The sequence below is a fragment of the Desulfovibrio sp. X2 genome (assembly GCF_000422205.1).
In the GTDB taxonomy this organism is placed as follows: Bacteria; Desulfobacterota; Desulfovibrionia; order Desulfovibrionales; family Desulfovibrionaceae; genus Alkalidesulfovibrio.
The window spans coordinates 98539-122180 of the sequence record NZ_ATHV01000004.1 but is presented as its reverse complement, the minus strand read 5'-3'; the positions used below and the strand labels follow the sequence as shown (position 1 = coordinate 122180).

Below are 23642 nucleotides of genomic sequence, written 5' to 3'. Positions count from 1 at the left end.
GCCAGGGAAATTCGAGCCCGACGCGTAGTCCTGCCTACGCGAGGGATCGAATTTCCCGCCGCGACGCAGCAGACGGCGCTTTTTCAGCGGCCTCAACCAAGAAAAAGGCGGCCCCAGACAGCCTGGCCGAGAGAGACGCAGCCGTCGCCCGGGGGCAGCTCGCGGTGCACGAGGACCGAGAGCCCGCGCGCGGCCAAAGCCCGGGGCAGGTCGCGCGCCAGGCTCAGGTTCAGCAGGCAGCCGCCGGAGAGCCCCACGGTGTCGGTCCCGCTCGCCTCCGCCGCGGCCCGGGCCAGCTCGGCCAGGCCCTGCGCGAGGCCCAGATGGAAGCGCCGCGCGGCGCGGCCGACCACGGCGCGATCAGGCGCGCGGCCGCGCACGTCGGCCCAGAGCGCGGCCAGAAGCTCCCGCGCGTCGAGCACCAGACGGCCTTCGGCTTCCTTTACGGGGCAGGGATAGGCGCCGGTCTCCGCCATGTCCTGGGCCTGCTCGAGCAGGATGGCGGCCTGGGCCTCGTAGGAGATGGACAGCCCGAGGCCGCACAGCGCGGCCGCGGCGTCGAAGAGGCGGCCGCAACTCGTGGTCGCGGGGCAGTTGAGATTTTTTTCCAGCATCTGGGCCACTACTTCGGCGGCCTTGCCGAAGGCCGGGAGCCAGGGCCGCGCTCCGTCCACGGCGTCCGTCTCGCCCAGCTCCCACAGCGCGGCCGCGCCCACGCGCCAGGGCTCGCGGATGGCCGCCTCGCCGCCGGGCAGGCGCAGGCTCGTGAGGCTGCCCAGGCGCGCGTGGTCGAGCGACTCGGTGTCCACGAGCAGGCATTCGCCGCCCCACAGCGTGTCGTCCTCGCCAAGGCCCGTGCCGTCCAGGGCCAGGACCAGGGCGCGGCCGGAAAAGCGGTTCTCGGCCAGCACGGCGTGGGCGTGGGCATAGTGGTGCGCGAGGCCCGCCACGGGCAGGCCGCCGGGCTCCCCGGCCTGCTCCAGGGCGTGGCGCGTGGTCATGTAGCCCGGGTGCAGGTCGTGGACCATGAGCGAGGGCCGCACCTGCAGGATGTCCGCGAGGTGCGCCGCGATCTCGCGCCAGAAGCCGAAGGTCGCGAGGTTCTCCATGTCGCCGATGTGCTGGCTGACGAAGGCCATCTCGCCCTTGGTCAGGCAGAGCGTGTTCTTCAGCTCCGGCCCGGTGCCGAGCACGCAGGGGCCGTCGCGGTCCAGGAACACGGGGCGCGGCGTGTAGCCGCGCGAGCGGCGCAGGAAGAGCGGCGCGGCCTGCGCCCCGCCCTCTCCCGGGAGCGCGGGCGCCGGGCGGACCACGGAGTCGTCCGCGCGGATGAGGATGTCGCGGTCGTGCAGCAAGAAGACGTCCGCGATGTCGGAAAGCCTTGCCAGCGCTTCGCGGTTGCCGAGCGCGATGGGATCGCCCGAGACGTTGCCCGAGGTCATGACCAGGGCCGCGCCGTCTCCCGAAAGCGCGCACAGATGGTGGAAGAGCACGTGCTGCAGGGGCGCGTAGGGCAGCATGAGGCCCACGAAATCCGTGTCCGGCGCGATGCCGGACGGGAGCGCGCCGCCGCTTTTCCTGCGGCACAGGACTATGGGCCGCTCGATGCCGGACATGAGCGCCGCCTCGGCCTCGCCCACCTCGGCCAGGGCGCGCGCGGCCGCGAGGTCCCGGACCATGACGGCCAGCGGCTTGCCCGGACGGTGCTTGCGTTCCCGAAGCCGGGCCACGGCCACCTCGTTCAGCGCGTCCACGGCGAGGTGAAAGCCGCCCAGCCCCTTCACGGCCGCGATGCGCCCCTGGGCCAGGTGGCGCGCGCATTCGCGCCCGGCCTCGTCCCCTCGACACAGCTCCCTGCCCGCGGCATCGGCCAGCCAGACGCGCGGCCCGCAGACCGGGCAGGCGTTGGGCTGGGCGTGGAAGCGGCGGTCGAGCGGGTCCTCGTATTCCCCGCGGCAGTCGTCGCACAGGGGGAAGCAGGCCATGGAGGTGAAGGGGCGGTCGTAGGGGATGGAGCGGGTGATGGTGTAGCGCGGCCCGCAGTTGGTGCAGTTGATGAAGGGGTAGAGGAAGCGGCGGTTCCCGGGATCGAAGAGTTCGGCCAGGCAGTCCGGGCAGGTGGCCGTGTCCGGGGAGATGAGCACCTGGTGCCCCTCGCCCGCCTCGCTGTGCACGATGGAGAATTCCGCCTCGCCCTCCAGCGGCGGCAGCGTCTCGCGCGTCAGGCGCACGATGCGCGCCAGGGGCGGGAGCTCGGCCGCAAGCCGCCGCGCGAAGTCCTCCACCGAGCCGGGCGCGCCCTGCACCTCCACGGCCACGCCCGCCGGGGTGTTGGCCACCCGGCCGGACAGGCCGCATTCCATGGCCAGGCGGTAGACGAAGGGCCGAAACCCCACGCCCTGCACCTGCCCGGTGACCACCAGCCGTTCCCGCGCGCTCGTCGTGTCCTGCTCCATCTGCTCCTTCCGAAGGCCCAAGTTCTTGCCCAATACCGGGGCCGCGTCAATGCGGCACGCCTAAAGCTTTGCTCGAAAGCGCCGATAGAGAGGCCGGGGTCCGGGGGGAATCTCGATGCAGATGCCCCCCGGCCGCCACCGCCTCCGGGCATGAGACCGCAAGGACGCCTCATATGCAGTCAGGACACGCAGAACACATGGAGCACTCGGGCCGCGTGGCCCCGCTCAGCCTCTCCCTGGGCCGCGCCCTGGGGCTTCGCGGCGCGGAGCTCGGCGAGCTGGCCCTGGCCGCGCGGGGACACGACACCGGCAAGCTCGCCCTGCCCGAGCACGTCCTGCTCAAGCCCGGACCACTGACCGAAGGGGAGTGGGCCCTGATGCGCCGCCATACGCTGTTCGGGGCCCATCTGCTGGAGGCCGGGCGGGCGCCTGGAGCCAGCGTGAGAACCGCACTCGCGCACCACGAGAACTTCGACGGCTCCGGCTATCCGTTCGGCCTCCGTTCTTCAGACATCCCGCTCTTCGCGCGCATCGTGGCCCTGGCCGACACCTACGACGCCCTGCGCGCGGCCCGCAGCTACAAGCCCGCCTACTCGCACGCGCGCACCATGCGTCTCATCCTCTCCGCGCGCGGCACGCGCTTCGATCCCCGTCTTGCCGATGCCTTCCTCTGGCTCATGAACTAGTAGTTTGCCAGGGCGCTGAAAAAGCGCCGTCTGCTGCGTTGCTGCGGAAAATTCGAGCCCTCGCGTAGGTAAGACTACGCGTCGGACTCGAATCTCCCTTGCGCCTTGCATCCGGCACTTTTTGAGCGCCCTGGCCCGTGGGGGGGCAGGGGCAGGTCGGGCAACCGTGTTGTCTTCATCTTCCCTCCCTCCACGCCCAGGCCGTCCGTGTTCAATGTCCGGGTGCTGAAAAAGCGCCGTCTGCTGCGTTGCTGCGAAAAATTCGAGCCCTCGCGTAGGTAAGACTACGCGTCGGACTCGAATCTCCCTTGCGCCTTGCATCCGGCACTTTTTGAGCGCCCTGGCCCGTGGGGGGGCAGGGGCAGGCCGGGCAACCGTGTTGTCTTCATCTTCCCTCCCTCCACGCCCGGGCCGCCCGTGTTCAATGTCCGGGCGCTGAAAAAGCGCCGTCTGCTGCGTTGCTGCGGAAGATTCGAGCCCTCGCGTAGGTGGACTACGCGTCGGACTCGGATTTCCCTTGCGCCTTGCATCCGGCACTTTTTGAGCGCCCTGGTCCGTGGTCCGTGGGGGGGGCAGAGGCAGGCCGGACAACCGCGTTGCCTTCATCTGCCCTCCACGCCCAGGTAGCCCGTGCCTGTGGGCCGGGCGTATCGCATGCGGAGCGGGTCAAGGGGTCACCCCTTGCGCGGGAGGGTCCAGGGAGGGGCGCGCAGCCCCTCCCTGGTCTTGCCGGTTGTCACTGCGACTCGTTTATGGAATATCCTGGTCGTATTGCCCTGAAAACCGTCGGGGGGGCGTCGCCCCCTCGAGAGACATCGGGAGGAGAAGACCATGAACGACAAGAAGGCCCTCATCGTCAGCGCGGACAATTTCGAGGACACCGAGCTGCTCGTGCCCCTCTACAGGCTGCAGGAGGCGGGGTACCACGTGGACCTGGCCGCGCCGAGCAAGGGGAAGATCACGGGCAAGCACGGCTATTCCGTGGAGGCCAACCTGGGCGTGGAGGACGTGGAGTCCGCGGGCTCGTGCGGCTACTCCCTCCTGGTCCTGCCCGGCGGCAAGGCCCCGGCGGCGCTGCGCGTGATCCCCAAGGTGCTCGACATCGCGCGCGACTTCGCCTCTTCGGGCGCGCCCATCGCGGCCATCTGCCACGGCCCGCAGATCCTCATCTCGGCCGGGCTGCTGCAAGGCCGTCGGGCCACCTGCTATTCGAGCGTGGTCCCGGAGCTGAAGGAGGCCGGGGTGAACTACGAGGACAAGGAGGTCGTGGTGGACGGCCAGTTCGTGACCTCGCGCAGTCCGGAGGACCTGCCCGCCTTCGACCGCGAGATGATGAAGAAGCTGGGGGCGTAACCGCCCGGAAAGAGAGAGGCGCCCCCGTCCTCTCCAGGACGGGGGAGGACGGGGGCGCCTTTTTTGCGTTCGGGGCTCCCGGAGCGCCTAGATGTCCTTGATCTCCAGGTAGACCAGCGTCTGGTTCAGGAGCTGGTAGGCGATCTCGCCGAAGGTGGCCGGGCCGGAGAAGGGCTCGGTCTTCTTGCCTTCGAGCTCGGAGTACAGGTAGTTCAGGATGCAGTTGCAGGAGAAGGCGATGTTGCCCTTGTGCGCGCTGCCTTCCTGCTTCAGGAGCTGGTTGAAGCTCTTCAGGTAGTCGGGCACGGGCTTGGCCAGCTTGTAGCGGATGCCGCTGAAGACCGGGGCGTAGAAATGAACGCCCGCCTTGGCGTCCACGGACTGGAAGCTGATGTTGACCTGCACGCCGTAGTAGTCGGCCACCAGGGGCAGCCGCGTGTCGAACTTGTTCTCGAGGATGTAGGCGGCGAAGTCGCGCTTCTCGCCGTTGACCATGACCTCACTGGCCGAGAATCCGTCCTGCATGAAGGTCAGGGTGTCGCCGCCGCCCTGCTGGAAGAGGTTGACGATGCCGATCTCGGCGATCCTGCTCTCGGGCAGTTCGGCCCTGAGCACCACGGCCCCTTCCTCGATGGCCTCGCCGGTCTGTCCGTTGAAGACCTTGGGCGTCTTCTTGCCCAGGTCGTCCAGGTGCACGCCGGAGATCCAGCCGATCAGCGGCGTGACGCCGAAATCTTTGTAGTTCGGGGCGTTCAGGGCGAAGGACAGGTGGGTCTTGCAGGAGGCCGGGATGATGACGAAGCTGAAGCCGTGGCGCGGCCCCTGGGAGTAGACCTTGGCCAGACTGTCCTGGTCGTGGCGGGTGACGGACACGGAGGTCACGGTCCCCGTGATGTCGGTGACGAAGACCTTGTCGCGGATGACCGCCCCGCCGACCTCGCTGGTGATGAAGTAGGGGATGGTGCCCCCGATCCAGTCGCCCTTGGGCAACCGGCGCAGGGCGTCCTCGTCTCCGGCGATGATAAGCTTGCCGCCCGCGCTGATCGCGGCTCCGGCGTCACTGATGCTCATGAGGTGCTGGCGCATGGTTCCTCCTAGCCGAAAATGGTTTTGATGTCGTCCTGCACCGCCGGAATGTGCTCGTTCTTGGTGAACAGATCGTGGATCTGTTCGACGCACTGCCTGACGTTGTCCGGCGAGGGGTTGTCGGCCGCGGAGCGCGTGAGGCGCCCCAGGAGAATCTTGGCTGCGAGGAATTTCAGCGCAAAGGTCGTCTTGCCGGTGATGAGATCCTTCCACTTCTGGTCTGTCTTTGCCGGTATGCCCATTTTCCATCCTCCTTGCGTAAGGCCGCGGCGGCGGCATGCCGCCTGCGACGCCTCGCCATGTTCGCGCACGGAAAAAACAATCCGACAGAGGATACAGTCGAACCATATGCCCAAACTTTCTGTTTTCCCATTATATTTTATGGGGTTCATAAAAGAAAAAAGTGTCACTTTTTGACCCGCGCAGGGAGCGGGAGGCCGTCGGCGTATAGCCGCCGCTACGCTTCCTGCCTGCAAGAACGGCGTTGCGAATTTCTGTCGGAAGGCTAGAACCGCTGCATGCCGACCACCCCGCGCGCTCCCGCGCCGCCCATCCCGGTCTTTCTCGCCCGCGTGCCCGCCTACGACGCCCCTTGGCTCGCGGACGAGGCCGCCCGCCTGCTCGAGCTGTGCGGCGCGCTGCCCGCGCCCGGAGCGCGCGTCCTGGTCAAGCCGAACCTCGTCTCGCAGAAGAACGCCGGGCTCTCCACCACCCATCCGGCCGTGGTCCGGGCCGTCTGCGCCTGTCTCGCCGACTGCGGGGCGCGGATAACGGTCGCGGACTCCCCGGCCTTCGGCACGGCGCGCGGCGTGGCCCGGGCGAGCGGCCTGGCGCGGGCGCTCGATGGACTGCCCGTGCGCCTCGCGAGCCTCGGGCGGCCGCACAGGCTCGCGCTCTCCTTCGGCGCCCACGTCGGCGTCTCGCGCGACGCGCTGGAGGCGGAGAGGATCATAAGCGTCCCCCGGCTCAAGGCGCACGACCAGATGCGGCTCACGGCCGGGGTGAAGAACCTCTTCGGCTGCGTGGTGGGGGGGCGCAAGGCCTTTGCCCACTGCCGCTTCGGGGACAGGGGCAACCGTTTCGAGGCCATGCTGGTGGAGGTGGCGGCCGCGCTGCCGCCGGTGGTCACGCTGCTGGACGGCGTGGTGGCCATGAGCGGTCATGGGCCCACGGGCGGGGACGCCTGCCCCCTCGGCCTGCTCGCGGCCTCGCGCGATCCGCACGCCCTGGACGCCGCGGTTTACGCCATGCTCGGCGTGGAGCCGGACGACGCGGCCGTGTGGCGGGAGGCGCGGGCGCGGGGGCTCCCCGGCGCCTTTGCCGAGAACATCGCCTTTCCGCTGCTCGGCCCCGCCGACTTCGACCTCTCGGCCTTCGTGGTGCCGCCGCGCCTGGATCCCGTGACCTTCGACCCCTTCCGCCTGATCAAGGGCCGCATCAAGAGCTTCTGCCACCGCCTGCCGCCCGGCCTGCGTCCGGGGCGGCGGGACCGACGCGGGCCAGCCGACTGATTCCAGCCTGATTCCGGCCAGACAGCGGGCCAGACGGCGGGCCAGACAGCGGGCCTGATCGCGGCCCGGACCTTCTCCCGATTCCCCTTAGCGGCTGCCGAGCAGGCAGGCGAAGGAACCGCCCCTCAGCAGCGAGCCGTGCAGGCTGGTCCGCATGCCCGACAGCGCCTTGATCCCGTCGCCCAGGGCGAAGATGGCGAAGCGGCCGTGCCGCGGCAGGCGGATGTCGGCGGGCGTGGCCGCGACCTCGAGGTTGGGCGTCGTGAGCGTCAGGACCTCCACGGGCTTGGCCTGGGGCACGCCCGCCGTGAGCAGCACCTTGAGCTCGCCGTTCGGCTGGGCCTCGATGGCCTGGGCTATGGGCTCGAGCTCCGCCTGGAAGGCCGCGTGCGTGCGCGGGTCCTGCCCCCAGACCGTGAAGTAGCGGTGGAACTGCAGCACCGGCAGCCCGAGGAGCAGGAGCAGGGCCGCGGCCGCGGCGGCCTCCCGGCCGCGGGCCGAGGCGGCCGAGAGCCGGGCGAAGGCGAAGACCGCGCCTTCCGCGGCCATGATGTAGGTCGGGAGCAGGGAGCCCAGGCTGCGCAGGGCGTGCGGCACGCCCTCGTTGGACAGGGCCGCGGGCAGGAGCATGACGCCCCACCAGGCGAGCAGCAGGACGCTGCGCTCGCGGCGGCGCTCGTCGACCTTTTTCGCGAACGCGCCGTAGGCGCACAGCGCAAGGCCGAGCAGGAAGAAGGGCCTGACCGGCCAGGCGAGGAGCGGCGCGCCGCCGATATTGTGCCGCCAGTTGGCGTCCCCCTGGACCACGAACATGCCCACGCTCTTGGCGAGGTTCTCGGCCAGCGCAAGCCAGGGATGGGGCAGGCTGAAGACCGAGAGCTGCCCCATGCGCTCGAAGTACTCGTCCGGGTGGAGCATGGCGAAGACGACGAGCGGCAGGGCTCCCGCAGCCGTGCCCAGGGCGAAGGCCCCCCAGCGCGTAAGCAGCGGCCGCAGCCAGGCGGCCGCGCCGTTTTTCCCGCGCTCCGCGGCCTCGCGCCGCAGACGGCGCAGGTCCACGAGCACGGGCACGGGCAGCACCAGGGCGAAGGCCTTGAAGGCCGTGTAGGTGTGCAGCCCGAGCCCGCAGAACAGGCCGCCGAGGGCGAGCAGCCAGGGGCCGGGCGCGCGCCTTTTGCCTCCCTTCGCGTCTCCTCCGTCCCAGATGCAGCACAGGCAGGCGGCCAGGAAGACCGGCATGCCGATGGCGCGGAACGCGATGCGCGAGAAGTTCACGTCCCAGAACGAGACGGCCACGAAGAAGGCGGCCAGCAGCGCCACGGCGTCGCGCCCGAAGTCCCGGTCGGCGGCATACCCGTCCGCGTCCTCCCCGCCGTACAGGCGGCGGCAGAGCAGGGCCGCGAGCAGCACGCCGAGCGCGCCGAGCACGATGGAGGGCAGCTTCATCTGCCACATGCCCAGGCCGAAGGTCTTGAAGGACAGGCCGATGGCGTCGATGAACAGCCCCTCGCGGCCGTAGTTGTCCGGGAAGAAGACCCGGTAGCCGTGGTGGAAGGCCGCGTCCATGCCGTCCAGGGCGTTGACCGCCTCGTCGTACCACACGCCCGGGGGGAAGGTGGAGACGTCGTGGCATCTGAAGAACAGCGCCAAGGCCAGCACCAGGCCGAGCAGAAGGGGAAAGGCGGTCCTGCGCAGCAGACTGGGCAGGCGATCGGAGAAGCGAACGCCGGGCGTCATCTTTTTTCTCCAGGGAAAGGCCGCACCGAGGCCTGCGCGCGTGCGCCGCGCCGTCGGGCGGACATGTTTTCGCTCGTGGTCGCGGCATGATGGCGAAATACGCCGGGCAGGCTCTCCCGCGCGGGAGTACCCTGCACGATACCACGACACTTTTTTGTGCCTTCTTGCATCATCGCCCGTAGTGTCGGAAAAGACAGCATGAGATCCATGTCCAGCACCCTCGCGCGCCCGGCAGGCCGCGGGGAGATGCCCCGGCACGCCAAGCGTATCGAAGGAGAAACGCATGTCCCTGATCACGGTTGACACGAAACTCTGCAGCAAGGACGGCCTGTGCGCCGAGGTCTGCCCGGCGCGGCTCATCGTCCAGTCCGGGGACGACCTCCCCAGGGAAATCGAGGGTGCGGCCGACATCTGCATCCGCTGCGGCCACTGCGTGGCCGTCTGCCCCAAGGGCGCGCTCTCGAACAGCCTGACGCCCGCGGCCGACTTCCTGCCCGCGCCCAAGGACCTGCCCACGGCCGAGCAGACCGAGGGGCTCCTGCTCGCGCGGCGTTCCGTGCGCGAGTTCAAGGAAAAGCCCGTGTCCCGCGAGGACCTCGAGCTGCTCATCGAGATCGGCCGCCGCGCGCCCACGGCCTCCAATTCCCAGAACATCTCCTGGATCGTGGTCCAGGAGCCCGGGCGCCTGGCGAAGATCGAGAAGCTCTGCGTGGACTGGATGCGCCCCATGGCCGCCCGCGCCCACTACGTGCGCATGGCCGACGAGGGCAACGCCATGGTCCTGCGCGGCGCGCCCGCCCTGCTCGTGGCCCACGCGCCGCAAAGCTATCCCTGGGGCGATTCCGATTCGGCCATCGCCCTGTCCTACGTCGAGCTGCAGGCCGTCTCCATGGGGCTCGGCGTCTGCTGGGCCGGTCTCGTCACCCGCGCGGCCGAGGCCATGCCCGAGGTCGCGGCCGCCATCGGCCTGCCCGAGGGCCAGAAGGTCTTCGGCGGTCTCATGCTCGGCCACCCCAAGTACCGCTATCGCCAGGTCCCGCCCCGCGTCGCGGCCCGGGTCCTCTGGCACTGATCCCGCGCCCGATTCCGCACCCGATTCCGCAAGGAGGAATCCATGAAGAAATCCATAGGCGCCAACACCTATGCCCAGCCCACGCCCACCTGGGTCGTGGGCGCGTACGACGAAAACGGCAGGCCCAACGTCATGGTCGCGGCCTGGGGCGGCATCTGCTGCTCCAAGCCGCCCTGCGTGGCCGTGTCCCTGCGCGCCGCCACCCACACCCACGGCCTGATCATGCACAAGCGCGCCTTCACCGTCTCCGTGCCCTCGGAGAAGCACCTGCGCGAGACCGACTACATCGGCATCGTCTCCGGCCGCGACGTGGACAAGTTCGCCAAGACCGGCCTCACCGCCGCGCGCGCCGAGCACGTGGACGCGCCCTACGTGGCCGAGTTCCCCATGGTCGTGGAATGCCGCGTGGTGGCTGTGCACGAGCTCGGCCTGCACACCCAGTTCGTGGGCGAGATCATGGACGTGAAGGTCGACGAGGACTGCCTGGACGAGAACGGCAAGGCCTCCCTGCAGACCCTGCGCCCGGTCCTCTTCGACACCTGCCGCCGCTCCTACGTGGGCGTGGGCGAGGACCTGGGCAAGGCCTTCTCCGTCGGCCGCGGGATCGGCTAGGCAAGGAGAGAGAAGACATGAAGATCATCGCCTTCAACGGCAGCCCCAGGAAGAAGCGCAACACCGCGACCCTGCTGCAGAGCGCGCTCGAAGGCGCCGCCTCGCGCGGGGCCGAGACCGAGGTCGTCGACCTCTACGACATCGACTACAAGGGCTGCATCAGCTGCTACGCCTGCAAGAAGATCGAAAAGCCCACCTTCGGCCACTGCGCCGTCAAGGACGACCTGGCCCCGGTCCTGCGAAAGGCCGTGGAGGCCGACGGCCTCATCTTCGGCACGCCCATCTACTATGGCGCGCAGAGCGGCATGCTGCGCTGCTTCCTGGAGCGCCTGCTCTATCCCCTCTATCCCCTGGCCCCGGACAAGGAGACCCTCTTCCCCCGGACCATCCCCACGGCCTTCTTCTACACCATGGGCGTGTCCGAGGAGATGGCCGCGGAACTGGGCTACGGGCAGGTCATCGGCCTGGCCGAGACGTGGCTCAAGCGCCTCTTCGGCGGCCCCAACGAGACGCTCCTGGCCACGGGCACCCTGCACGTGGACGACTACACCCCGTTCGGGCCCGTCTACATCGACGTGGCCGACCGCAAGCGCCGCCACGCCGAGGTCTTCCCCGAGGACTGCAGGAAGGCCTTCGCCATCGGCGCCCGCATGGCCGACGCCGCCAAGGGCTAGGCCGACCGGAGAGCGCCGCGGGAGTGCCTCCGGCGGGCAGGGAGGGAGTATCCCCATGGGGCTCTGCGCCCCTCCCTGCCCCCCTCCTTCGCGAGGCACGGCCTTGATCGCTTCGCGCGCGGCACGCACGGACGGGGAACGCGGTTCCCCCCGGGCGTGCCTAGCAGGGCTCCCCGAGCAGGGCCAGGAGGGCCTTGCCCTTGTCCGCGGCGCGGCGCAGGGCCGCGAGTTCCGCGTCCGTGAGTTCCAGGGGGAGGATGTCCTCTATGCCGTTCGCGCCGAGCTTGACCGGCACGCCGAGGAAGGCGCCCTCGATGCCGTATTCTCCGGAGAGTTGGGCCGCGCAGGGCAGGATCTTCTTCTTGTCCATGACCACGGCCGCGACCATCTGGATGACGGCCGAGGCGGGCGCGTAGAAGGCGCTGGTCTGCATGAGGCTTATGATCTCGGCCCCGCCTTCGCGGGTGCGCGCGGCCAGCCGCTCGATCGCCTCGGGCGGCAGGAGTTCGGTCAGCGGCACCCCGGCCACGGTGGAGTAGCGCGGCACCGGGATCATGTCCTCGCCGTGCTCGCCGAGCACCATGGCCTGGACGTTCTCCACCGAGACCCCGAGTTCCTTGGCGATGAAGTAGGCGAAGCGGCAGGAGTCGAGGATGCCCGCCATGCCGGTGATCCGCGTGCGCGGGATCTGTCCCGCGCGCATGGCCACGTGGCACATCACGTTCAGCGGATTGCTGACGATGATGAAGAAGGCGTAGGGGCTGTACTTCACGGCCTTGCCCACGCAGTCGCGCACGATGTCCGCGTTGACCCTCACCAGGTCGTCGCGGCTCATGCCCTCCTGCCGCCGGGCCCCGGCCGTGATGATCACGATCTCCGAATCCCTGGTCTGCTCGAGGTCGTCCATGGGAATGCAGACCGGCTCGAGCAGGTCGATTGGGCTCGCCTCCAGGATGTCCAGGGCCACGCCCGCGGCCTTGGACCCGGAGCGGTCCACCAGCACCACCTTCTTGCACAGCTTGCGCTCGATGAGCCTGCGCGTGACCGCCCCGCCCACGTTCCCGGCCCCGAACACAGTGATCTTCCCGTTCATGCGCCTCCTCCCTTCCGCTCTGCCGTCGCGCTTGCGCCTGTGTTTGCGCCCGTGCTTGCGGGTGCTCGCCGACCCTTGTCCACTCGTACGTCACTATAGGGCAGGAGCGGACCGCCTGAAAGCGCTTTGTGCGCGCGGTCGCACGGGAGGCGCGGCAAAGGGAAGGGCCGGATTCCCCCCTCGGCAGGGGGGAATCCGGCCCGTTTTTTGTGCGGAGCGCGGAGGTCGGCTACGGCAGGACGATCTCCGCAAGCGCCTTGCGCTTGCGGGGCGGGACCGAGGCTTCGGCCGGGCGGCCCACGGCCAGCAGGCAGACCACGCGCAGGTCCGGTCCGAGGCCGAAGCGGTTCTTGATGTTCTGCTCGTCGAACATGCCTACCCAGCAGGTGCCGAGCCCCATCTCCACGGCGCGCAGCATCATGAAGGAGACGGCCAGGGCCACGTTCATGGCGCCCGCGCCGAACTTGGCCATCTCGGCGGCCTCGGCCTCGCGGGCCACGTACTTCTCGATCCCGGCCATGGGCTCGCCCTCGATGAGCTTGTTCTCCTTGTAGAAGAAGGCGCTCGCCTGGGAGTCGCGCACGTAGCCCGCCAGGTCGGCGCAGCAGACGATGATCGCGGGCGCCGCGGCCAGCCAGGACTGCTTGCGGCTGGCTGCGCTGGTGGCGAACCACTGCCTGTCCGCCTCGGCCGTGACGACCTTGAAGCGCCAGGGCTGGGAGTTGAGGCTCGAGGGGGCGTTGCGTCCCGCCTCCAGCAGCGCCTCGATCTCGGCTTGGCTCAGGGGATCCGGGGCATAGGCCCGCACGCTGTGGCGGGCGGCGATGGCTTCGCTGACGCTCGGTGCCATATAGGTCTCTCCTTTTTTCTGTCGTGTCTTCTTCTGCCTTCTTTCTGGCAACCTTCCCACCATAGGCCGGATTCGCGCGGCGATCCAGACTCAGGGTATTGAAAAGGCACCACCCGCGCGTCGCCGCGAACGCTTCCCGCCCCCACGCCCGGGCTTCCCCTGTCCGTTCGTCAGCCGTAACGCAGGCGAGGCGGGTCAAGGGGTCACCCTTTGCGGGGAGGGTGCAGGGAGGGCGAGGAGCCCTCCCTGCCCGCCGGAGGCATCTTTCTCTTCGTCTTTTCCGTGTCTTCGTCTCCGCCTCAGTCGGCGTTGACGACGGGGATCTCGTCCCAGACGGTGGTGTAGCGGGGGGTGCGGTGCTCCTGGCGCATGCGCCAGGGGCGCTCGATGCCCGTGGCCGCGGGGCGCAGGGTCTCGCGGCCCCACTTGGCGTTCACGGCGTCCAGGGCGTGCATGAGGGCGTCGCGGCGGGCGTCGTCCCGGGGATCGGGCGCCAGGAGGGAGCCCTGCACGGCGGTCTCGGCCTCGATGCCGAAGAGCATGACCCCGGCCTTCTTGTAGCGGTAGCCGGGCTTGAAGAGTCGGTCCGCCAGGGCCAGGCCCGCGCGCAGGAGCTCCGGGGTGCGGGCCGTGGGCAGGGAGAGGGATGCGGTGTCCGAGGCCGCGTGCTGCGGCTCGTTCGAGATGAAGCGGTTGGTCTGCATGTGCACGAGGACGTTTCCGGCCAGGGCGTGCTGCCCGCGCAGCTTTTCGGCCGCGCGGGCCACGTGCCAGGCCAGGGCCTCGCGCATGTCCGCGAGGCGGGTGACGGGCGTGCCGAAGGAGCGCGAGGAGACGATGGACTTCTTGGGCGCGGGCACGTCCTCGAGTTCGATGCAGGGGCGGCCGCGAAGCTCGAGCAGGGTGTGCAGTCCGGTGACGGTCATGCGTCTCTGCACGAAGGCCTCGGGCAGCCGCGCGAAGTCGGCCGCGGTGTGCACGCCGTGGCGCGCGAGCATGGCCGCGGTGCGGCGGCCGATGCCCCAGACGTCGCCCGCCGCGATCCGGGAGAGCCAGGGAGTGACGTCGTCCCCGGCCGAGAGGTCGAGCACGCCGTGAAGCTCGGGGTTCTTCTTGGCCAGCCGGTTGGCGGCCTTGGCCAGGGTCTTGGTGGGGCCGATGCCGATGGACACGGGGATGCCGGTCCAGCGGCGCACCAGGGCGCGCAGCCGCGCGGCGAAGGCGGCCTTGTCCTCGCGCAGCCCCGTGAGGTCCAGGAAGGCCTCGTCGATGGAGTAGACCTCCGTGGCCGGGGCGAACCGTTCGAGCACGGACATGACGCGGCCGGACATGTCGCCGTAGAGCGCGTAGTTGGACGAGAGCACGGCCACGCCGTGGCGCGCGGCGAAGCCCTTGAGCCTGAAGCTCGGCTCGCCCATGGGGATGCCGAGCGCCTTGGCCTCGGCCGAGCGGGAGATGACGCAGCCGTCGTTGTTGGACAGGACCACGATGGGCGTGCCCTCGAGCCGGGGCGCGAAGACGCGCTCGCACGAGGCGTAGAAGTTGTTGCAGTCCACGAGGGCGAAGGTTCTGGCCATGGCGGTTTCCGGAGACGTTCGGGGGCCGTGCCCTGGGCCGTGCGCCCTGGGCCGTGTGCCCCAGGCTTTGTGCCCTAGGCTTTGTGAATGACGAAGGTGACCACGCCCCAGACCGTGAACGAGGCCTCGGGGTCGATCTCCACCGGGGCGTAGTCCGGGTTGTCCGGCATCAGGTAGAGGCGGCCTCGACGTGTACGCAAGCGCTTGACCGTCAGCTCGCCGTCCAGGGCCGCGACCACCACGGCGCCGTCGCGCGGTTCGAGGGACCGGTCCACAACCAGGATGTCGCCCGAGGTTATCCCCGCGTCGCGCATGGAGTCGCCGGAGACGCGCACGAAGAAGGTGGCCGCCGGATTCTTGACCAGGTGCTCGTTCAGGTCCAGGCGGCGGTCGATGTAGTCCTCCGCGGGCGAGGGGAACCCGGCCGGGACCTGGGCCAGATAGAGCGGCAGACCCGCGTCTTGGCCGTTGGACGAGCCGAAAGAAGGGCCGGAAGAGGGGCCGGAAGTGGGGACGACCCCCAGGATTTCGATGGTCGCGTGCGGCATGCGAGCACAATAGGAGAGGCGGGAGGGACTGTCCAGGGACGGAGGGCCGGTGAGGCGGACAGGGGCGGGCCGGGGGCGGGGCGGCGGCGCGCCCCTATCCGACGCGCCCCCGTCCCGGCGTGCTAGAGGGTCTGTTCCGCGGAGGCGACCGTGATCACCAGGGCGGCGCGGGCCCACTTGAACCCTGCCACGGCGTCGAAGTGCGGCCCGGCGGTCTCGAAGGCCGCGGTGCCGCGGATCAGGAAACCCGTGCCCGGGCCGTTGCGCCCGGCCACCTTGCGGCTGCCCACGGTCATCAGCACGCGGTCGTCCCCGGCCAGGTTCCGTTCGGTCTTGTTCATCCCGCCCACCGGGACGACGATGCGGCCGTCCACGATCTTCAGGTAGCTGTTCCAGGTGTTGACCATGTGCGGGCCGTCCTCGCCCTGGGTGGCGATGGCCGCCACGCCCTCGTTCTTTATGACCTCGAGCATCTTTTCGGGAATCATCTGCGTTCTCCTTGTCGTCGCTTCCGCCCCGGAGGGGCCGGGATGGAACATAGCGACGGAGCAGGGAATGGACAGGTGCAGATGCCGAAAAAGTCGGGGGGGCAGAACGGGAAGCGCGGGGGGAAAGCGAAGGGAAATGCGGGATCATCCGCGGCAGAGCGAGGCCAGGAGCGCCATGCCCTCGTCCAGCGCCTCGGGCGCGAGTGCCCCGAAGCCGAGGAGGAGCAGGGCGCGGCCGTCGCCGTGCGCCGTGCCCTCGGCCAGGGTGGCGGCGAAGGGGACGAGGCGGATGCCCGCCCGCGCGGCCCGGCGCACGACCTCGGCCTCGGGCGGGGCCGAGCGCGGCAGGGCGAGGACCACGTGCAGCCCCGCGCCCTGTCCGATGACCTCGGCCCCCTCCCCGGGCCGTTCGGGCCTGAAGTGGCGGGTCACGGCCGCGAGGAGGGCGTTGTGTCGCCGCTTGCAGAGCGTGCGCGCGCGGCGGATGTGCCGTTCCCAGTGGCCGCGCTCCATGAACCGGGCCAGGGTCCGCTGTTCGAGCAGGGAGGCCGAGTCCTGGTAGTCGCCGAAGCGCGCCCGGAAGGCGGGCAGCAGGGACGGCGGCAGGACCATGTAGCTCAGGCGCAGAGAGGGCGAGAGGATCTTCGAGAAGGTCCCGGCGTAGACCACGTCCGCCCCCGGGGCGAGGCCCTGCAGGCTCCTGACCGGCGAGCCCTGGTAGCGCAGCTCGCTGTCGTAGTCGTCCTCGAAGATCACGTTGCCGCCCGCGCGCGCCCATTCGAGGAGCTTGAGGCGGCTCGCCACGGGCATGACGCGGCCGAGCGGGAACTGGTGCGAGGGGGTGACGTAGGCCAGGCGGCAGCCGCTTTCGCGAAGCGCCTCGAGGTCCATGCCGTCCTCCCCCACGGGCACGGGGACGATGTCCCATCCGCTGTTGGCGAGGACCGAGCGGGGCAGGAAGTAGCCCGGGTTCTCCACGGCGGCGCGGGAGTGGGTCTCGCGCAGGAGGTCGGCGACGACGGCAAGGGAGTGTTGCAGCCCCGCGCAGACCACGACCTGGTCCAGGGAGCAGACGACGCCGCGCGAGCGCTCGAGGTAGTCGCGGATGCGGGCGCGAAGCCCGAGATCGCCCTGCATCCCGCCGTAGGCGGCGAGATCGCGGCCGCTCTCGCGCAGGATTTCGAGGAAATATCTGCGCCACAGCGGCGCGGGGAAGATTGCCGTATCGAGCCTGGCCGGGTGGAAATCGTAGCGCGCGGGCGGGAGGTCGGCCGTCCCCGGCCCGTCCGCCTCGGGGGGCTTCTGCGCGGGCCGTTTTCCGGGCGCGCGGCCCGGGGGCAGGGCGTCCTGGTCCAGGGCGGAGACGAAGTAGCCGCTGCGCGGCCGGGTGTGGATGTAGCCCTCGGCCAGGAGCTCCTGGTAGGCGGCCTCCACCGTGTTGCGGCCGAGGCCGAGCTCGGCGGCCAGGGCGCGCACCGAGGGCAGCCGCTCGTCCGCGGCCAGACGTCCCGCGAGCACGCGCTCGCGCATCTGGCGGGCGAGCTGGGCGTACAGCGGCTCGGGGACGTCGGGGTGGAGGGCGTACACGGCCGAGGCCTTCTTCAGGCCCCCGGGGCAGGCACTGTCCCGAGGTTGGCCAGGAATCGCCCGAGCATGGGGCCGATCTGCTCCGGGACCTCGAGGGGCAGGAAGTGGCCGGAGAGGGCGGCCTGGGCGAAGCGCGTCTGGGGCGCCAGGCGGCGCAGGGCGGTCCAGTCCGTGCGGTGGCGGTTCGCGCTCACGTAGAGCAGGGGGCAGCGCGCGCTGCGCAGGGCGGATTCGTAGTCCGGGTCGCGGAAGAGGTCCATGAGGGCCAGGACCACGTGGCGCGGGGTGCACTCCAGCCGGGCCACGATCTCCTGCCTGCGGACCGGGTCGTCCTCGGGGCCGAAGAGGGGCTCGTAGAAGTCGCGCATGGGCGATGCGTCCGGCGCGGCGGCGAGCTTTCGGAGCAGCGGGTCGAGCCAGAGCTCGAGCCCGGGCGGAGGCAGCAGGGTGGAGTCCAGGGCGGCCAGCCCGGCCACGAGGTCCGGCCGGGACGCGGCCAGTCGCACGGCCACGGCCCCGCCCATGCTGTGGCCCACGGCCACGACGCGCGGCACGCGCAGCGAGCGGCAGAGCGCGGCCAGGTCGTCGGTGAAGGCGTGGTAGGTGTAGGCCGCGTCCTCGGGCGCGTCGCTCTGGCCGTGGCCGCGCAGGTCCGGGACGATGCAGCGCCGCGCCGGGGCGAAGCGCTCCGTCAGCGGCGCGAAGAAGGTTCCGTCGCAGGAGTTGCCGTGGATGAAGAGCAGGGGGAGGCCCCCGGCCGGGGAAACCGCGGCGTCGGGTCCTGCCGCGGGCGGGCCGGAGTCTTCGTAGTGCAGGCGCAGTCCGTCTCGTTCCAGGAAGGGCATGGGCTCTCCTCGCCTCCGCGCGCTTGCCGCGCGGCCCGCGTGCGGCGGGCAGGGGAGACGAAGAAGGCATGATACCCGCCATCGGCCCCGCGCTCAACGGGAAAGAGGGCGGGGCGGTCAAGGCCCGGCGGATGCGCGCGGCTACTTCTTGAAGCCGGGCGGCTTCTGGGGCTGCTGGGGCTGGACTTTCTGCTGCTTCGGCTGCGGCTTGGCGGTCTTCGCGGGCTGCTGAGGCTGGCCTTGCGGCTGCTGCTGCCCGGCCTGGGGATCGGCCTTGACCGCCAGGGCCACCATGCGGCTCATGCTGTCGTCCATGGGCGAGGGATCGTCCACCAGCTGGCGCAGGAAGTCGTTGATGGGGCCGACCATGGAGATGGCCAGGTCGATCTCCGGGTTGGAGCCGCGCGCGTAGGCGCCGATGTTGATCATGTCCTCCACGCGGCGGTAGGCGGAAAGGTTCCTGATGAGCACGCGGCCCGCGTGCTGCTCGGGCTTGGAGGTGATGTCCGAGCGAAGCCTGGAGACCGAGCGCAGCACGTCGATGGACGGGTAGTGGCCCTGGTCCGCGAGGTCGCGTGTGAGCACGATGTGGCCGTCGAGGATGGAGCGGGTGGCGTCCGCGATGGGCTCGGTCAGGTCGTCGCCGTCCACGAGCACGGTGTAGATGCCGGTGATGGAGCCGAGCGCGTTGCGCCCGGCGCGCTCCAGGAGCTTGGGCAGGGCCGAGAAGACCGAGGGCGTGTAGCCGCCGCGCGTGGGCGGCTCGCCCGCGGCCAGGCCCACCTCGCGGCCCGCCATGCAGAAGCGGGTCACGGAGTCCATCATCAGGAGCACGTCCTTGCCCTGGTCGCGGAAATGTTCGGCCATGGCCGTGGCCGCGTAGGCGCAGCGCATGCGCACCAGCGGCGACTGGTCCGAGGTGGCGATGACCAGCACCGAGCGCTTCATGCCCTCGGGGCCCAGGTCGCGCTCCATGAACTCCACCACCTCGCGGCCGCGCTCGCCCACCAGGCAGATGACGTTGACGTCGGCCTTGGTGTAGCGGGCCATCATGCCGAGCAGGGTGGACTTGCCCACGCCCGAGCCCGCCATGATGCCCACGCGCTGGCCCTTGCCGAGCGTCAGCAGGCTGTTGACCGCGCGCACGCCCACGTCCAGGCGCTCGGAGATGCGGGGGCGGTCCAGGGGGTTGGGCGGCTCGTTGTACAGCGGGTAGTAGTCGTCCGGCGCGATGGCCCCGCTGCGGTCCAGGGGCTGGCCGAAGGCGTCCACGGCGCGGCCGAGGAAGCCCTTGCCCACGGGCATGAGCGGCGGCAGGGAGGAATTCTGGATGAGCGAGCCCGGGCGGATGCCGCGCAGCTCCGAGTAGGGCAGGAAGAGCAGGGCGCCGTCGCGGAACCCCACGACCTCGGCCGGGATGCCCTCGCCGGACTTCTCCTCGGGCAGGAGGTGGCAGACCGAGCCGAGCGGGGCCTTGACGCCCCGGCCCTCGGCGATGAGGCCCACGACCTTGGTGACCTTGCCGTAGGACTTGGAGGGCTCGGTGTTGCCCAGAAGGCGCATGCAGCCGCGCGGGTCCACGGGCTATTCCTTGCCGCCGGGGGCCGCGTTGGATGCCGGGGCGGGCTCGTCCGGGAAGGCCGGGGCCTGGCCCGGGTCGCTCTGCTCTAAGTGGGCGAAGATCTTTTCCACCGCGGCCCAGCGCGTGGCCAGGGTGTTGTCCACCATGCCGTCCGCGGACTCGATGACCATGCCGCCGAGCGTCAGGGATTCGTCGGGCTTCACGCGGTAGCTCTTGAGCTCGGGGAAGCGTTCGGCCACGTGGTTCAGGATGGCCGTCAGCAGCTCGGCCTCCTCGGGCCGGGCGCGGATGGTCAGGCCGCGCATGGAGTCGATGGTCTCCAGCGCCTGGTCCACGAGATTTTCCAGGATCTCGCGGCGGCGCTCGGACATCTCCGCGTTCACGGTCTTCTCCACGGCCATGCGGATGAGGGCGACGAAGTCGGCGCGCTGCGCCGTCCAGACCTGGCGGGCCTGGCCGCGGATGGCGGAGAGGGCGTTGCCCACGGCCTCGGCCAGGGCGGTCTGCTCCTGCTCCACCTGCTCGCGCGCCTGCTCGAGCCCCTGCTGGAAGCCCTCGCCGCGCGCGGCCTCCTTGATCCTCTCGGCCTCGGCGCGGGCCTCCTCCAGGATCTCGCGGGCCATGGACCGGGCCTTCTGCTTGACCCGCTCCACGAGCTCGGTGTTGGTCGCCTGGTCCCAGACGAGCTTGCGCTTGCCCTCGAGCTCCTGGATGGTGGCCATGTCCGGCCCGGGCGTGTCCACGCCCAGGAAGACGCGGCCGGTGATGGGGCCGAGCCCCTTGGAGCCGCCGGCTTCCTTGTCGCTAGATGAAGACATCGCCCGAGCCCCTGCCCACGACTATGCGGCCCTCGGCCTCGAGCCTGCGCACGGCCTTGACCACGTTCTGCTGCGCGCCTTCCACGTCGGCCAGGCGCACGGGACCCATGATCTCCAGGTCTTCCTTGATCATGGTCGCGGCGCGTTCGGACAGGTTCTTGAAGAACTTCTCCTTGAGGTCGTCCGAGGCGCCCTTGAGCGCCAGGGTCAGTTCGTCGTTGGAGACCTCCTTCAGGAGTTCGCGGATGGAGCGGTCGTCCAGGGCCTTCACGTCCTCGAAGACGAACATGAGGTTCCTGATCTCCTCGGCCATCTGGGCGGACTCCTCCTCGATCTCGGAGAGGACCTCCTCCTCGGTCTGGCGGTCCACGGCGTTCAGGATCTCCGCCACGGAGTTGACGCCGCCGACCTTCTTGCCTTCCTTGCCGCCCATGGCGATGAGCTGCGACTGCAGCACCTTGTCGACCTCCATGAGCATCTCCTCGGCCACGGCCTCGAGCTTGGCCAGGCGCATGAGGACCTCGGCGCGCACGCCGGCGGGCAGGCTCTGCAGAAGCTCCGCGGCCTGGTCCGGGTGCAGGTGGCCGAGGATCAGGGCCAGGGTCTGGGGATGCTCGTTGCGCAGGATCTGCGCCAGGATGCGCGGGGAGACGTTCTCGAGCTCGCGGAAGGGCGCGGGCCCTGCCTCGAGGTCGAGCTGGTCCATGATGTATTTCGCGGTGTCGCCGTCCAGGGCCTTGGTCAGCAGCCGCTTGACCTGCTCCGGGCCGCCCATGAGCAGCTCGTGGCCGTAGGCCAGGGTCTCGTTGTACTCGCGCAGGACCTCTTCCACCTGCTCCTTGGGCACGGACTCCATTTGGAGCATGGCCTTGGAGACCGTGGCGATCTCGGCGCGTTCCATGCGCTTGAAGGCCTCGGCGGTGAACTTCTCGCCCAGGGCGAGGAGCAGGATCGCGGATTTCTGCGGTCCGGAGAAAGCGCTCTGCTGCTGCGCCATTTAGGCGGCCTCCTGCTTGAGCCAGCTTTTGAGGACGGCCACGGCCTGGTCCATGTCCTGCTCGGAGAGCTGCAGGGCCTGCGCCTTGGCGTTCTCCAGGCGGCGCTGCAGATCGAGCGCCTCTTCCTCGACGCCTTCCTCGAGCGCCAGGCGCTCCTCGGCATCGGGCAGGCTGACCAGCTCCTCGACCTCCTCCTCGGCCACGCGGGGCTTGATGAGCGCCAGGACGACCGGCCGCACCACCAGGATGAGGAAGAGGAAGATCAGGAGGCCGTTGAGGAAGGGCTTGCCCAGGCGCTGCATGTACTCGAGCATGGTCTGCAGCAGGCTCGGCTCGGCGAAGAGGTCCGGGCCGCCGAAGGAGACCGAGGTGACCTCGATGCTGTCGCCGCGCTTCTGCTCGAAGCCCACGGCGTTCTCCACCAGCTGCTTGATCTGCGTCATCTGCTCGGCGCTTCTGGGCACGAAGACCTTCTGGCCTTCCCCGGCCTTGCCGCCGTCCTTGTACGTGCCGTCGACGATAACCGCGATGGAGAGGCGTTTCAACTCTCCCACGGCGTCCACGATCTGCTGCTCTTCCTTGTTGATCTCGTAGTTGGTGGTGCGGGTCTCGCGCTCGCCCTTCTGGGTGGAGAGGGAGCCGTTGTAGCCGTCACCGCGGAAATTGGGGTCGGGCACGCCGCCGTCGATGTTGGCGCGGCCCTGGTTGGACTCCTGGGAGCGGGTCTCGGAGCGCACCACCGAGGAGGCCGGGTCGTACAGCTCGCGCTTGATGGTCTTCTGCGAGTAGTCCACGTCGGCGTTGACGCGGGCCACGACCTTGCCCGGACCGCCCACGATGGGCAGAAGCAGCTGCTCGATGCGCTTCTCGAGGCTCTTCTCGAGGTTGGCCTTGTAGTCGAGCTGGGCCGTGGTCATGCCTTCCAGGGAGTCGTCGTCCTCGGGATGGAAGAGCACCTGGCCGCGCGTGTCCGCGATGGTGATGCCGGACTTCTTGAGCCCCTCCACGGCCGAGGCCACCAGGTTCGAGATGGCCAGGAGCTGCTTCTGCTGCAGCTTCTGCCCCTCGCGCAGCTGGAGGATGACCGAGGCGGAGGGCGGGATCTGGTCCTCGATGAACAGGGACTTCGACGGGATGGAGAGGTGCACGCGGGCCCTCTCGACCTCGGGGAACTCCATGATCGTGCGCGCCAGTTCGCCCTGCAGCGCGCGCATGTAGTTGATGTGCTGCACGAAGTCCGTCTGTCCGATCTTGACCTCGTCGAAGAGCTCGAAGCCGAGGCCCTGGCCGTGGACCATGCCGTCGCCCGCGATCTTCAGGCGCAGGTTGTAGACCTGGTCGGCCGGGACGAGGATGGTGGTGCCGTTGTCGGACAGCTTGTAGGGCACCTTCTGGCCCTGCAGCAGGGTCACGATGCGGCTCGCGTCCTCGGCGTAGAGCTTGGAGTAGAGGACCTTCCAGTCGGGCCTGTTGAGGAAGTAGACCATGACCACGAAGGCGATGACCACCGAGGCCGCCAGGCCCCCGATGAGGATGCGCTGCGAAGCGGTGCGCTTGCCCCAGAAGGAGTTGATCGTGTTCAGGGTGTTTTGCACGAAGGGGGGCATTTCCTGGTCCTCCAGTAGGTCCGTTGCTCGTCGTCGGGTCGTGTTGCCGGGTCTGGTCGTCGCGTCAGGTCAAATTTACGGCGGCCGCTACATCTGGATCTTCATCATTTCCTGATAGGCCGACATGATCTTGTTGCGCACCGCGGAGGTCAGGTTGACCGCGAGGTTGGCCTTCTGCAGCTGGATCATCAGCTCGTGCACGTTGGTTTCCTTGCCCGTGGCGAACTCCTCGACCATGTTCTGGCCGTGGATCTGCATCTGGTTGACCTCTTTGAGGGAGTCCGTGAGGGTCGTGGAGAAGTCCTCGGTCTTGGCCGTCTTCTGCGGCATCTGGGACTCGATCTTCTGCCGGCTCTGCTGCATGGACTGGATGTTCTGGCCGTAGGCCTTGAGGGCGGCGCTGCCGATTGCGGTGATGGCCATCTACGTGTCTCCTTGAGTGTGCGCGTGGGCGACGGGGGC

General features: G+C 69.6%; 22 protein-coding genes. 6 read left to right on the top strand and 16 right to left on the bottom strand.

Features of this window, described 5'->3' with window-relative positions; all coding sequences use genetic code 11:
* Positions 1-92: 92 nt before the first annotated feature.
* Positions 93-2456, bottom strand: a complete 2364-nt coding sequence (gene hypF, locus DSX2_RS02035) for a carbamoyltransferase HypF (RefSeq protein WP_020879365.1) — start codon at positions 2454-2456, stop codon at positions 93-95.
* Between the two features lie 173 nt (positions 2457-2629).
* Between hypF and DSX2_RS02030 the strand changes: the two genes are divergently transcribed.
* Both DSX2_RS02030 and DSX2_RS02025 read left to right on the top strand, forming a co-directional pair.
* On the top strand, positions 2630-3142 hold the full coding sequence (locus DSX2_RS02030) for an HD-GYP domain-containing protein (RefSeq protein ID WP_084486365.1): 513 nt from the start codon (positions 2630-2632) through the stop codon (positions 3140-3142).
* A gap of 831 nt (positions 3143-3973) precedes the next feature.
* The gene (locus DSX2_RS02025; RefSeq protein ID WP_020879362.1) at positions 3974-4495 is read left to right on the top strand and encodes a type 1 glutamine amidotransferase domain-containing protein; all 522 of its coding nucleotides are present in this window, start codon (positions 3974-3976) and stop codon (positions 4493-4495) included.
* Positions 4496-4582: 87 nt separating this feature from the next.
* Here the strand turns inward: DSX2_RS02025 and DSX2_RS02020 are convergent, their stop codons facing one another.
* Positions 4583-5581: a hypothetical protein gene (locus DSX2_RS02020; protein WP_020879361.1), complete on the bottom strand. Its 999-nt coding sequence runs from the start codon at positions 5579-5581 to the stop codon at positions 4583-4585.
* An 8-nt stretch (positions 5582-5589) separates the two neighbouring features.
* A complete protein-coding gene (locus DSX2_RS02015; RefSeq protein WP_020879360.1) occupies positions 5590-5823 on the bottom strand; it encodes a hypothetical protein in 234 nt (77 codons plus the stop codon).
* 276 nt (positions 5824-6099) lie between these two features.
* On the opposite strand from DSX2_RS02015, the gene DSX2_RS02010 reads away from it, so the two are divergent.
* Positions 6100-7092 carry a DUF362 domain-containing protein gene (locus DSX2_RS02010; protein WP_020879359.1) on the top strand — a complete coding sequence of 331 codons (993 nt, stop codon included), beginning with the start codon at positions 6100-6102 and terminating at the stop codon, positions 7090-7092.
* An 87-nt stretch (positions 7093-7179) separates the two neighbouring features.
* On the opposite strand, the gene DSX2_RS02005 is transcribed toward DSX2_RS02010, so the two are convergent.
* Positions 7180-8829 (bottom strand): hypothetical protein, encoded by a 1650-nt coding sequence (locus tag DSX2_RS02005; RefSeq protein WP_020879358.1) that lies wholly within the window; start codon positions 8827-8829, stop codon positions 7180-7182.
* 283 nt (positions 8830-9112) lie between these two features.
* Here DSX2_RS02005 and DSX2_RS02000 point away from each other — a divergent pair, with 283 nt between their 5' ends.
* From DSX2_RS02000 to DSX2_RS01990, 3 genes are read left to right on the top strand one after another with little or no spacing between them, the layout of a single operon-like run.
* Positions 9113-9901, top strand: a complete 789-nt coding sequence (locus DSX2_RS02000; protein WP_020879357.1) for a nitroreductase family protein — start codon at positions 9113-9115, stop codon at positions 9899-9901.
* A gap of 42 nt (positions 9902-9943) precedes the next feature.
* Positions 9944-10513 (top strand): flavin reductase family protein, encoded by a 570-nt coding sequence (locus DSX2_RS01995; protein WP_020879356.1) that lies wholly within the window; start codon positions 9944-9946, stop codon positions 10511-10513.
* Positions 10514-10530: 17 nt separating this feature from the next.
* Positions 10531-11187, top strand: a complete 657-nt coding sequence (locus tag DSX2_RS01990; protein ID WP_020879355.1) for a flavodoxin family protein — start codon at positions 10531-10533, stop codon at positions 11185-11187.
* A 160-nt stretch (positions 11188-11347) separates the two neighbouring features.
* On the opposite strand, the gene mdh is transcribed toward DSX2_RS01990, so the two are convergent.
* From mdh to fliE, 12 genes are all read right to left on the bottom strand, one after another.
* Positions 11348-12280 (bottom strand): malate dehydrogenase, encoded by a 933-nt coding sequence (gene mdh / locus DSX2_RS01985; protein WP_020879354.1) that lies wholly within the window; start codon positions 12278-12280, stop codon positions 11348-11350.
* Positions 12281-12509: 229 nt separating this feature from the next.
* Positions 12510-13130 (bottom strand): nitroreductase family protein, encoded by a 621-nt coding sequence (locus DSX2_RS01980; RefSeq protein ID WP_020879353.1) that lies wholly within the window; start codon positions 13128-13130, stop codon positions 12510-12512.
* A 299-nt stretch (positions 13131-13429) separates the two neighbouring features.
* Entirely contained in the window at positions 13430-14707 is a 1278-nt protein-coding gene (locus DSX2_RS01975; protein WP_020879352.1) for a Y-family DNA polymerase, read from the bottom strand.
* A 74-nt stretch (positions 14708-14781) separates the two neighbouring features.
* Complete coding sequence (locus tag DSX2_RS01970; protein ID WP_020879351.1) at positions 14782-15255, bottom strand: LexA family transcriptional regulator; 474 nt, start codon at positions 15253-15255, stop codon at positions 14782-14784.
* Positions 15256-15377: 122 nt separating this feature from the next.
* On the bottom strand, positions 15378-15743 hold the full coding sequence (locus DSX2_RS01965) for a pyridoxamine 5'-phosphate oxidase family protein (RefSeq protein WP_020879350.1): 366 nt from the start codon (positions 15741-15743) through the stop codon (positions 15378-15380).
* Positions 15744-15887: 144 nt separating this feature from the next.
* On the bottom strand, positions 15888-17330 hold the full coding sequence (locus DSX2_RS01960) for a PLP-dependent aminotransferase family protein (RefSeq protein WP_020879349.1): 1443 nt from the start codon (positions 17328-17330) through the stop codon (positions 15888-15890).
* A 14-nt stretch (positions 17331-17344) separates the two neighbouring features.
* Positions 17345-18175 carry an alpha/beta fold hydrolase gene (locus DSX2_RS01955; protein WP_020879348.1) on the bottom strand — a complete coding sequence of 277 codons (831 nt, stop codon included), beginning with the start codon at positions 18173-18175 and terminating at the stop codon, positions 17345-17347.
* 141 nt (positions 18176-18316) lie between these two features.
* A complete protein-coding gene (locus tag DSX2_RS01950; RefSeq protein ID WP_035040244.1) occupies positions 18317-19738 on the bottom strand; it encodes a FliI/YscN family ATPase in 1422 nt (473 codons plus the stop codon).
* 21 nt (positions 19739-19759) lie between these two features.
* Positions 19760-20575: a V-type ATP synthase subunit E family protein gene (locus DSX2_RS01945; protein WP_020879346.1), complete on the bottom strand. Its 816-nt coding sequence runs from the start codon at positions 20573-20575 to the stop codon at positions 19760-19762.
* On the bottom strand, positions 20562-21572 hold the full coding sequence (gene fliG / locus DSX2_RS01940) for a flagellar motor switch protein FliG (RefSeq protein WP_020879345.1): 1011 nt from the start codon (positions 21570-21572) through the stop codon (positions 20562-20564). Before fliG ends, DSX2_RS01945 begins: the two co-directional genes overlap by 14 nt.
* A complete protein-coding gene (gene fliF, locus DSX2_RS01935; RefSeq protein ID WP_020879344.1) occupies positions 21573-23180 on the bottom strand; it encodes a flagellar basal-body MS-ring/collar protein FliF in 1608 nt (535 codons plus the stop codon).
* A gap of 87 nt (positions 23181-23267) precedes the next feature.
* Positions 23268-23603: a flagellar hook-basal body complex protein FliE gene (fliE, locus tag DSX2_RS01930; protein WP_020879343.1), complete on the bottom strand. Its 336-nt coding sequence runs from the start codon at positions 23601-23603 to the stop codon at positions 23268-23270.
* Positions 23604-23642 lie beyond the last annotated feature (39 nt).

Bases quoted from the DNA above. Each gene is read 5' to 3' on its own strand.
- DSX2_RS01990 (WP_020879355.1), top strand. From the start codon at position 10,531: ATGAAGATCATCGCCTTCAACGGCAGCCCCAGGAAGAAGCGCAACACC.
- DSX2_RS01975 (WP_020879352.1), bottom strand. From the start codon at position 14,707: ATGGCCAGAACCTTCGCCCTCGTGGACTGCAACAACTTCTACGCCTCG.
- fliE (WP_020879343.1), bottom strand. From the start codon at position 23,603: ATGGCCATCACCGCAATCGGCAGCGCCGCCCTCAAGGCCTACGGCCAG.
- hypF (WP_020879365.1), bottom strand. From the start codon at position 2,456: ATGGAGCAGGACACGACGAGCGCGCGGGAACGGCTGGTGGTCACCGGG.
- DSX2_RS02005 (WP_020879358.1), bottom strand. From the start codon at position 8,829: ATGACGCCCGGCGTTCGCTTCTCCGATCGCCTGCCCAGTCTGCTGCGC.
- DSX2_RS02025 (WP_020879362.1), top strand. From the start codon at position 3,974: ATGAACGACAAGAAGGCCCTCATCGTCAGCGCGGACAATTTCGAGGAC.
- DSX2_RS01955 (WP_020879348.1), bottom strand. From the start codon at position 18,175: ATGCCCTTCCTGGAACGAGACGGACTGCGCCTGCACTACGAAGACTCC.
- DSX2_RS02020 (WP_020879361.1), bottom strand. From the start codon at position 5,581: ATGCGCCAGCACCTCATGAGCATCAGTGACGCCGGAGCCGCGATCAGC.
- DSX2_RS02000 (WP_020879357.1), top strand. From the start codon at position 9,113: ATGTCCCTGATCACGGTTGACACGAAACTCTGCAGCAAGGACGGCCTG.
- DSX2_RS01970 (WP_020879351.1), bottom strand. From the start codon at position 15,255: ATGCCGCACGCGACCATCGAAATCCTGGGGGTCGTCCCCACTTCCGGC.
- DSX2_RS01995 (WP_020879356.1), top strand. From the start codon at position 9,944: ATGAAGAAATCCATAGGCGCCAACACCTATGCCCAGCCCACGCCCACC.
- DSX2_RS02015 (WP_020879360.1), bottom strand. From the start codon at position 5,823: ATGGGCATACCGGCAAAGACAGACCAGAAGTGGAAGGATCTCATCACC.
- fliG (WP_020879345.1), bottom strand. From the start codon at position 21,572: ATGGCGCAGCAGCAGAGCGCTTTCTCCGGACCGCAGAAATCCGCGATC.
- DSX2_RS02010 (WP_020879359.1), top strand. From the start codon at position 6,100: ATGCCGACCACCCCGCGCGCTCCCGCGCCGCCCATCCCGGTCTTTCTC.
- DSX2_RS02030 (WP_084486365.1), top strand. From the start codon at position 2,630: ATGCAGTCAGGACACGCAGAACACATGGAGCACTCGGGCCGCGTGGCC.
- mdh (WP_020879354.1), bottom strand. From the start codon at position 12,280: ATGAACGGGAAGATCACTGTGTTCGGGGCCGGGAACGTGGGCGGGGCG.
- DSX2_RS01950 (WP_035040244.1), bottom strand. From the start codon at position 19,738: ATGCGCCTTCTGGGCAACACCGAGCCCTCCAAGTCCTACGGCAAGGTC.
- DSX2_RS01980 (WP_020879353.1), bottom strand. From the start codon at position 13,130: ATGGCACCGAGCGTCAGCGAAGCCATCGCCGCCCGCCACAGCGTGCGG.
- fliF (WP_020879344.1), bottom strand. From the start codon at position 23,180: ATGCCCCCCTTCGTGCAAAACACCCTGAACACGATCAACTCCTTCTGG.
- DSX2_RS01945 (WP_020879346.1), bottom strand. From the start codon at position 20,575: ATGTCTTCATCTAGCGACAAGGAAGCCGGCGGCTCCAAGGGGCTCGGC.
- DSX2_RS01965 (WP_020879350.1), bottom strand. From the start codon at position 15,743: ATGATTCCCGAAAAGATGCTCGAGGTCATAAAGAACGAGGGCGTGGCG.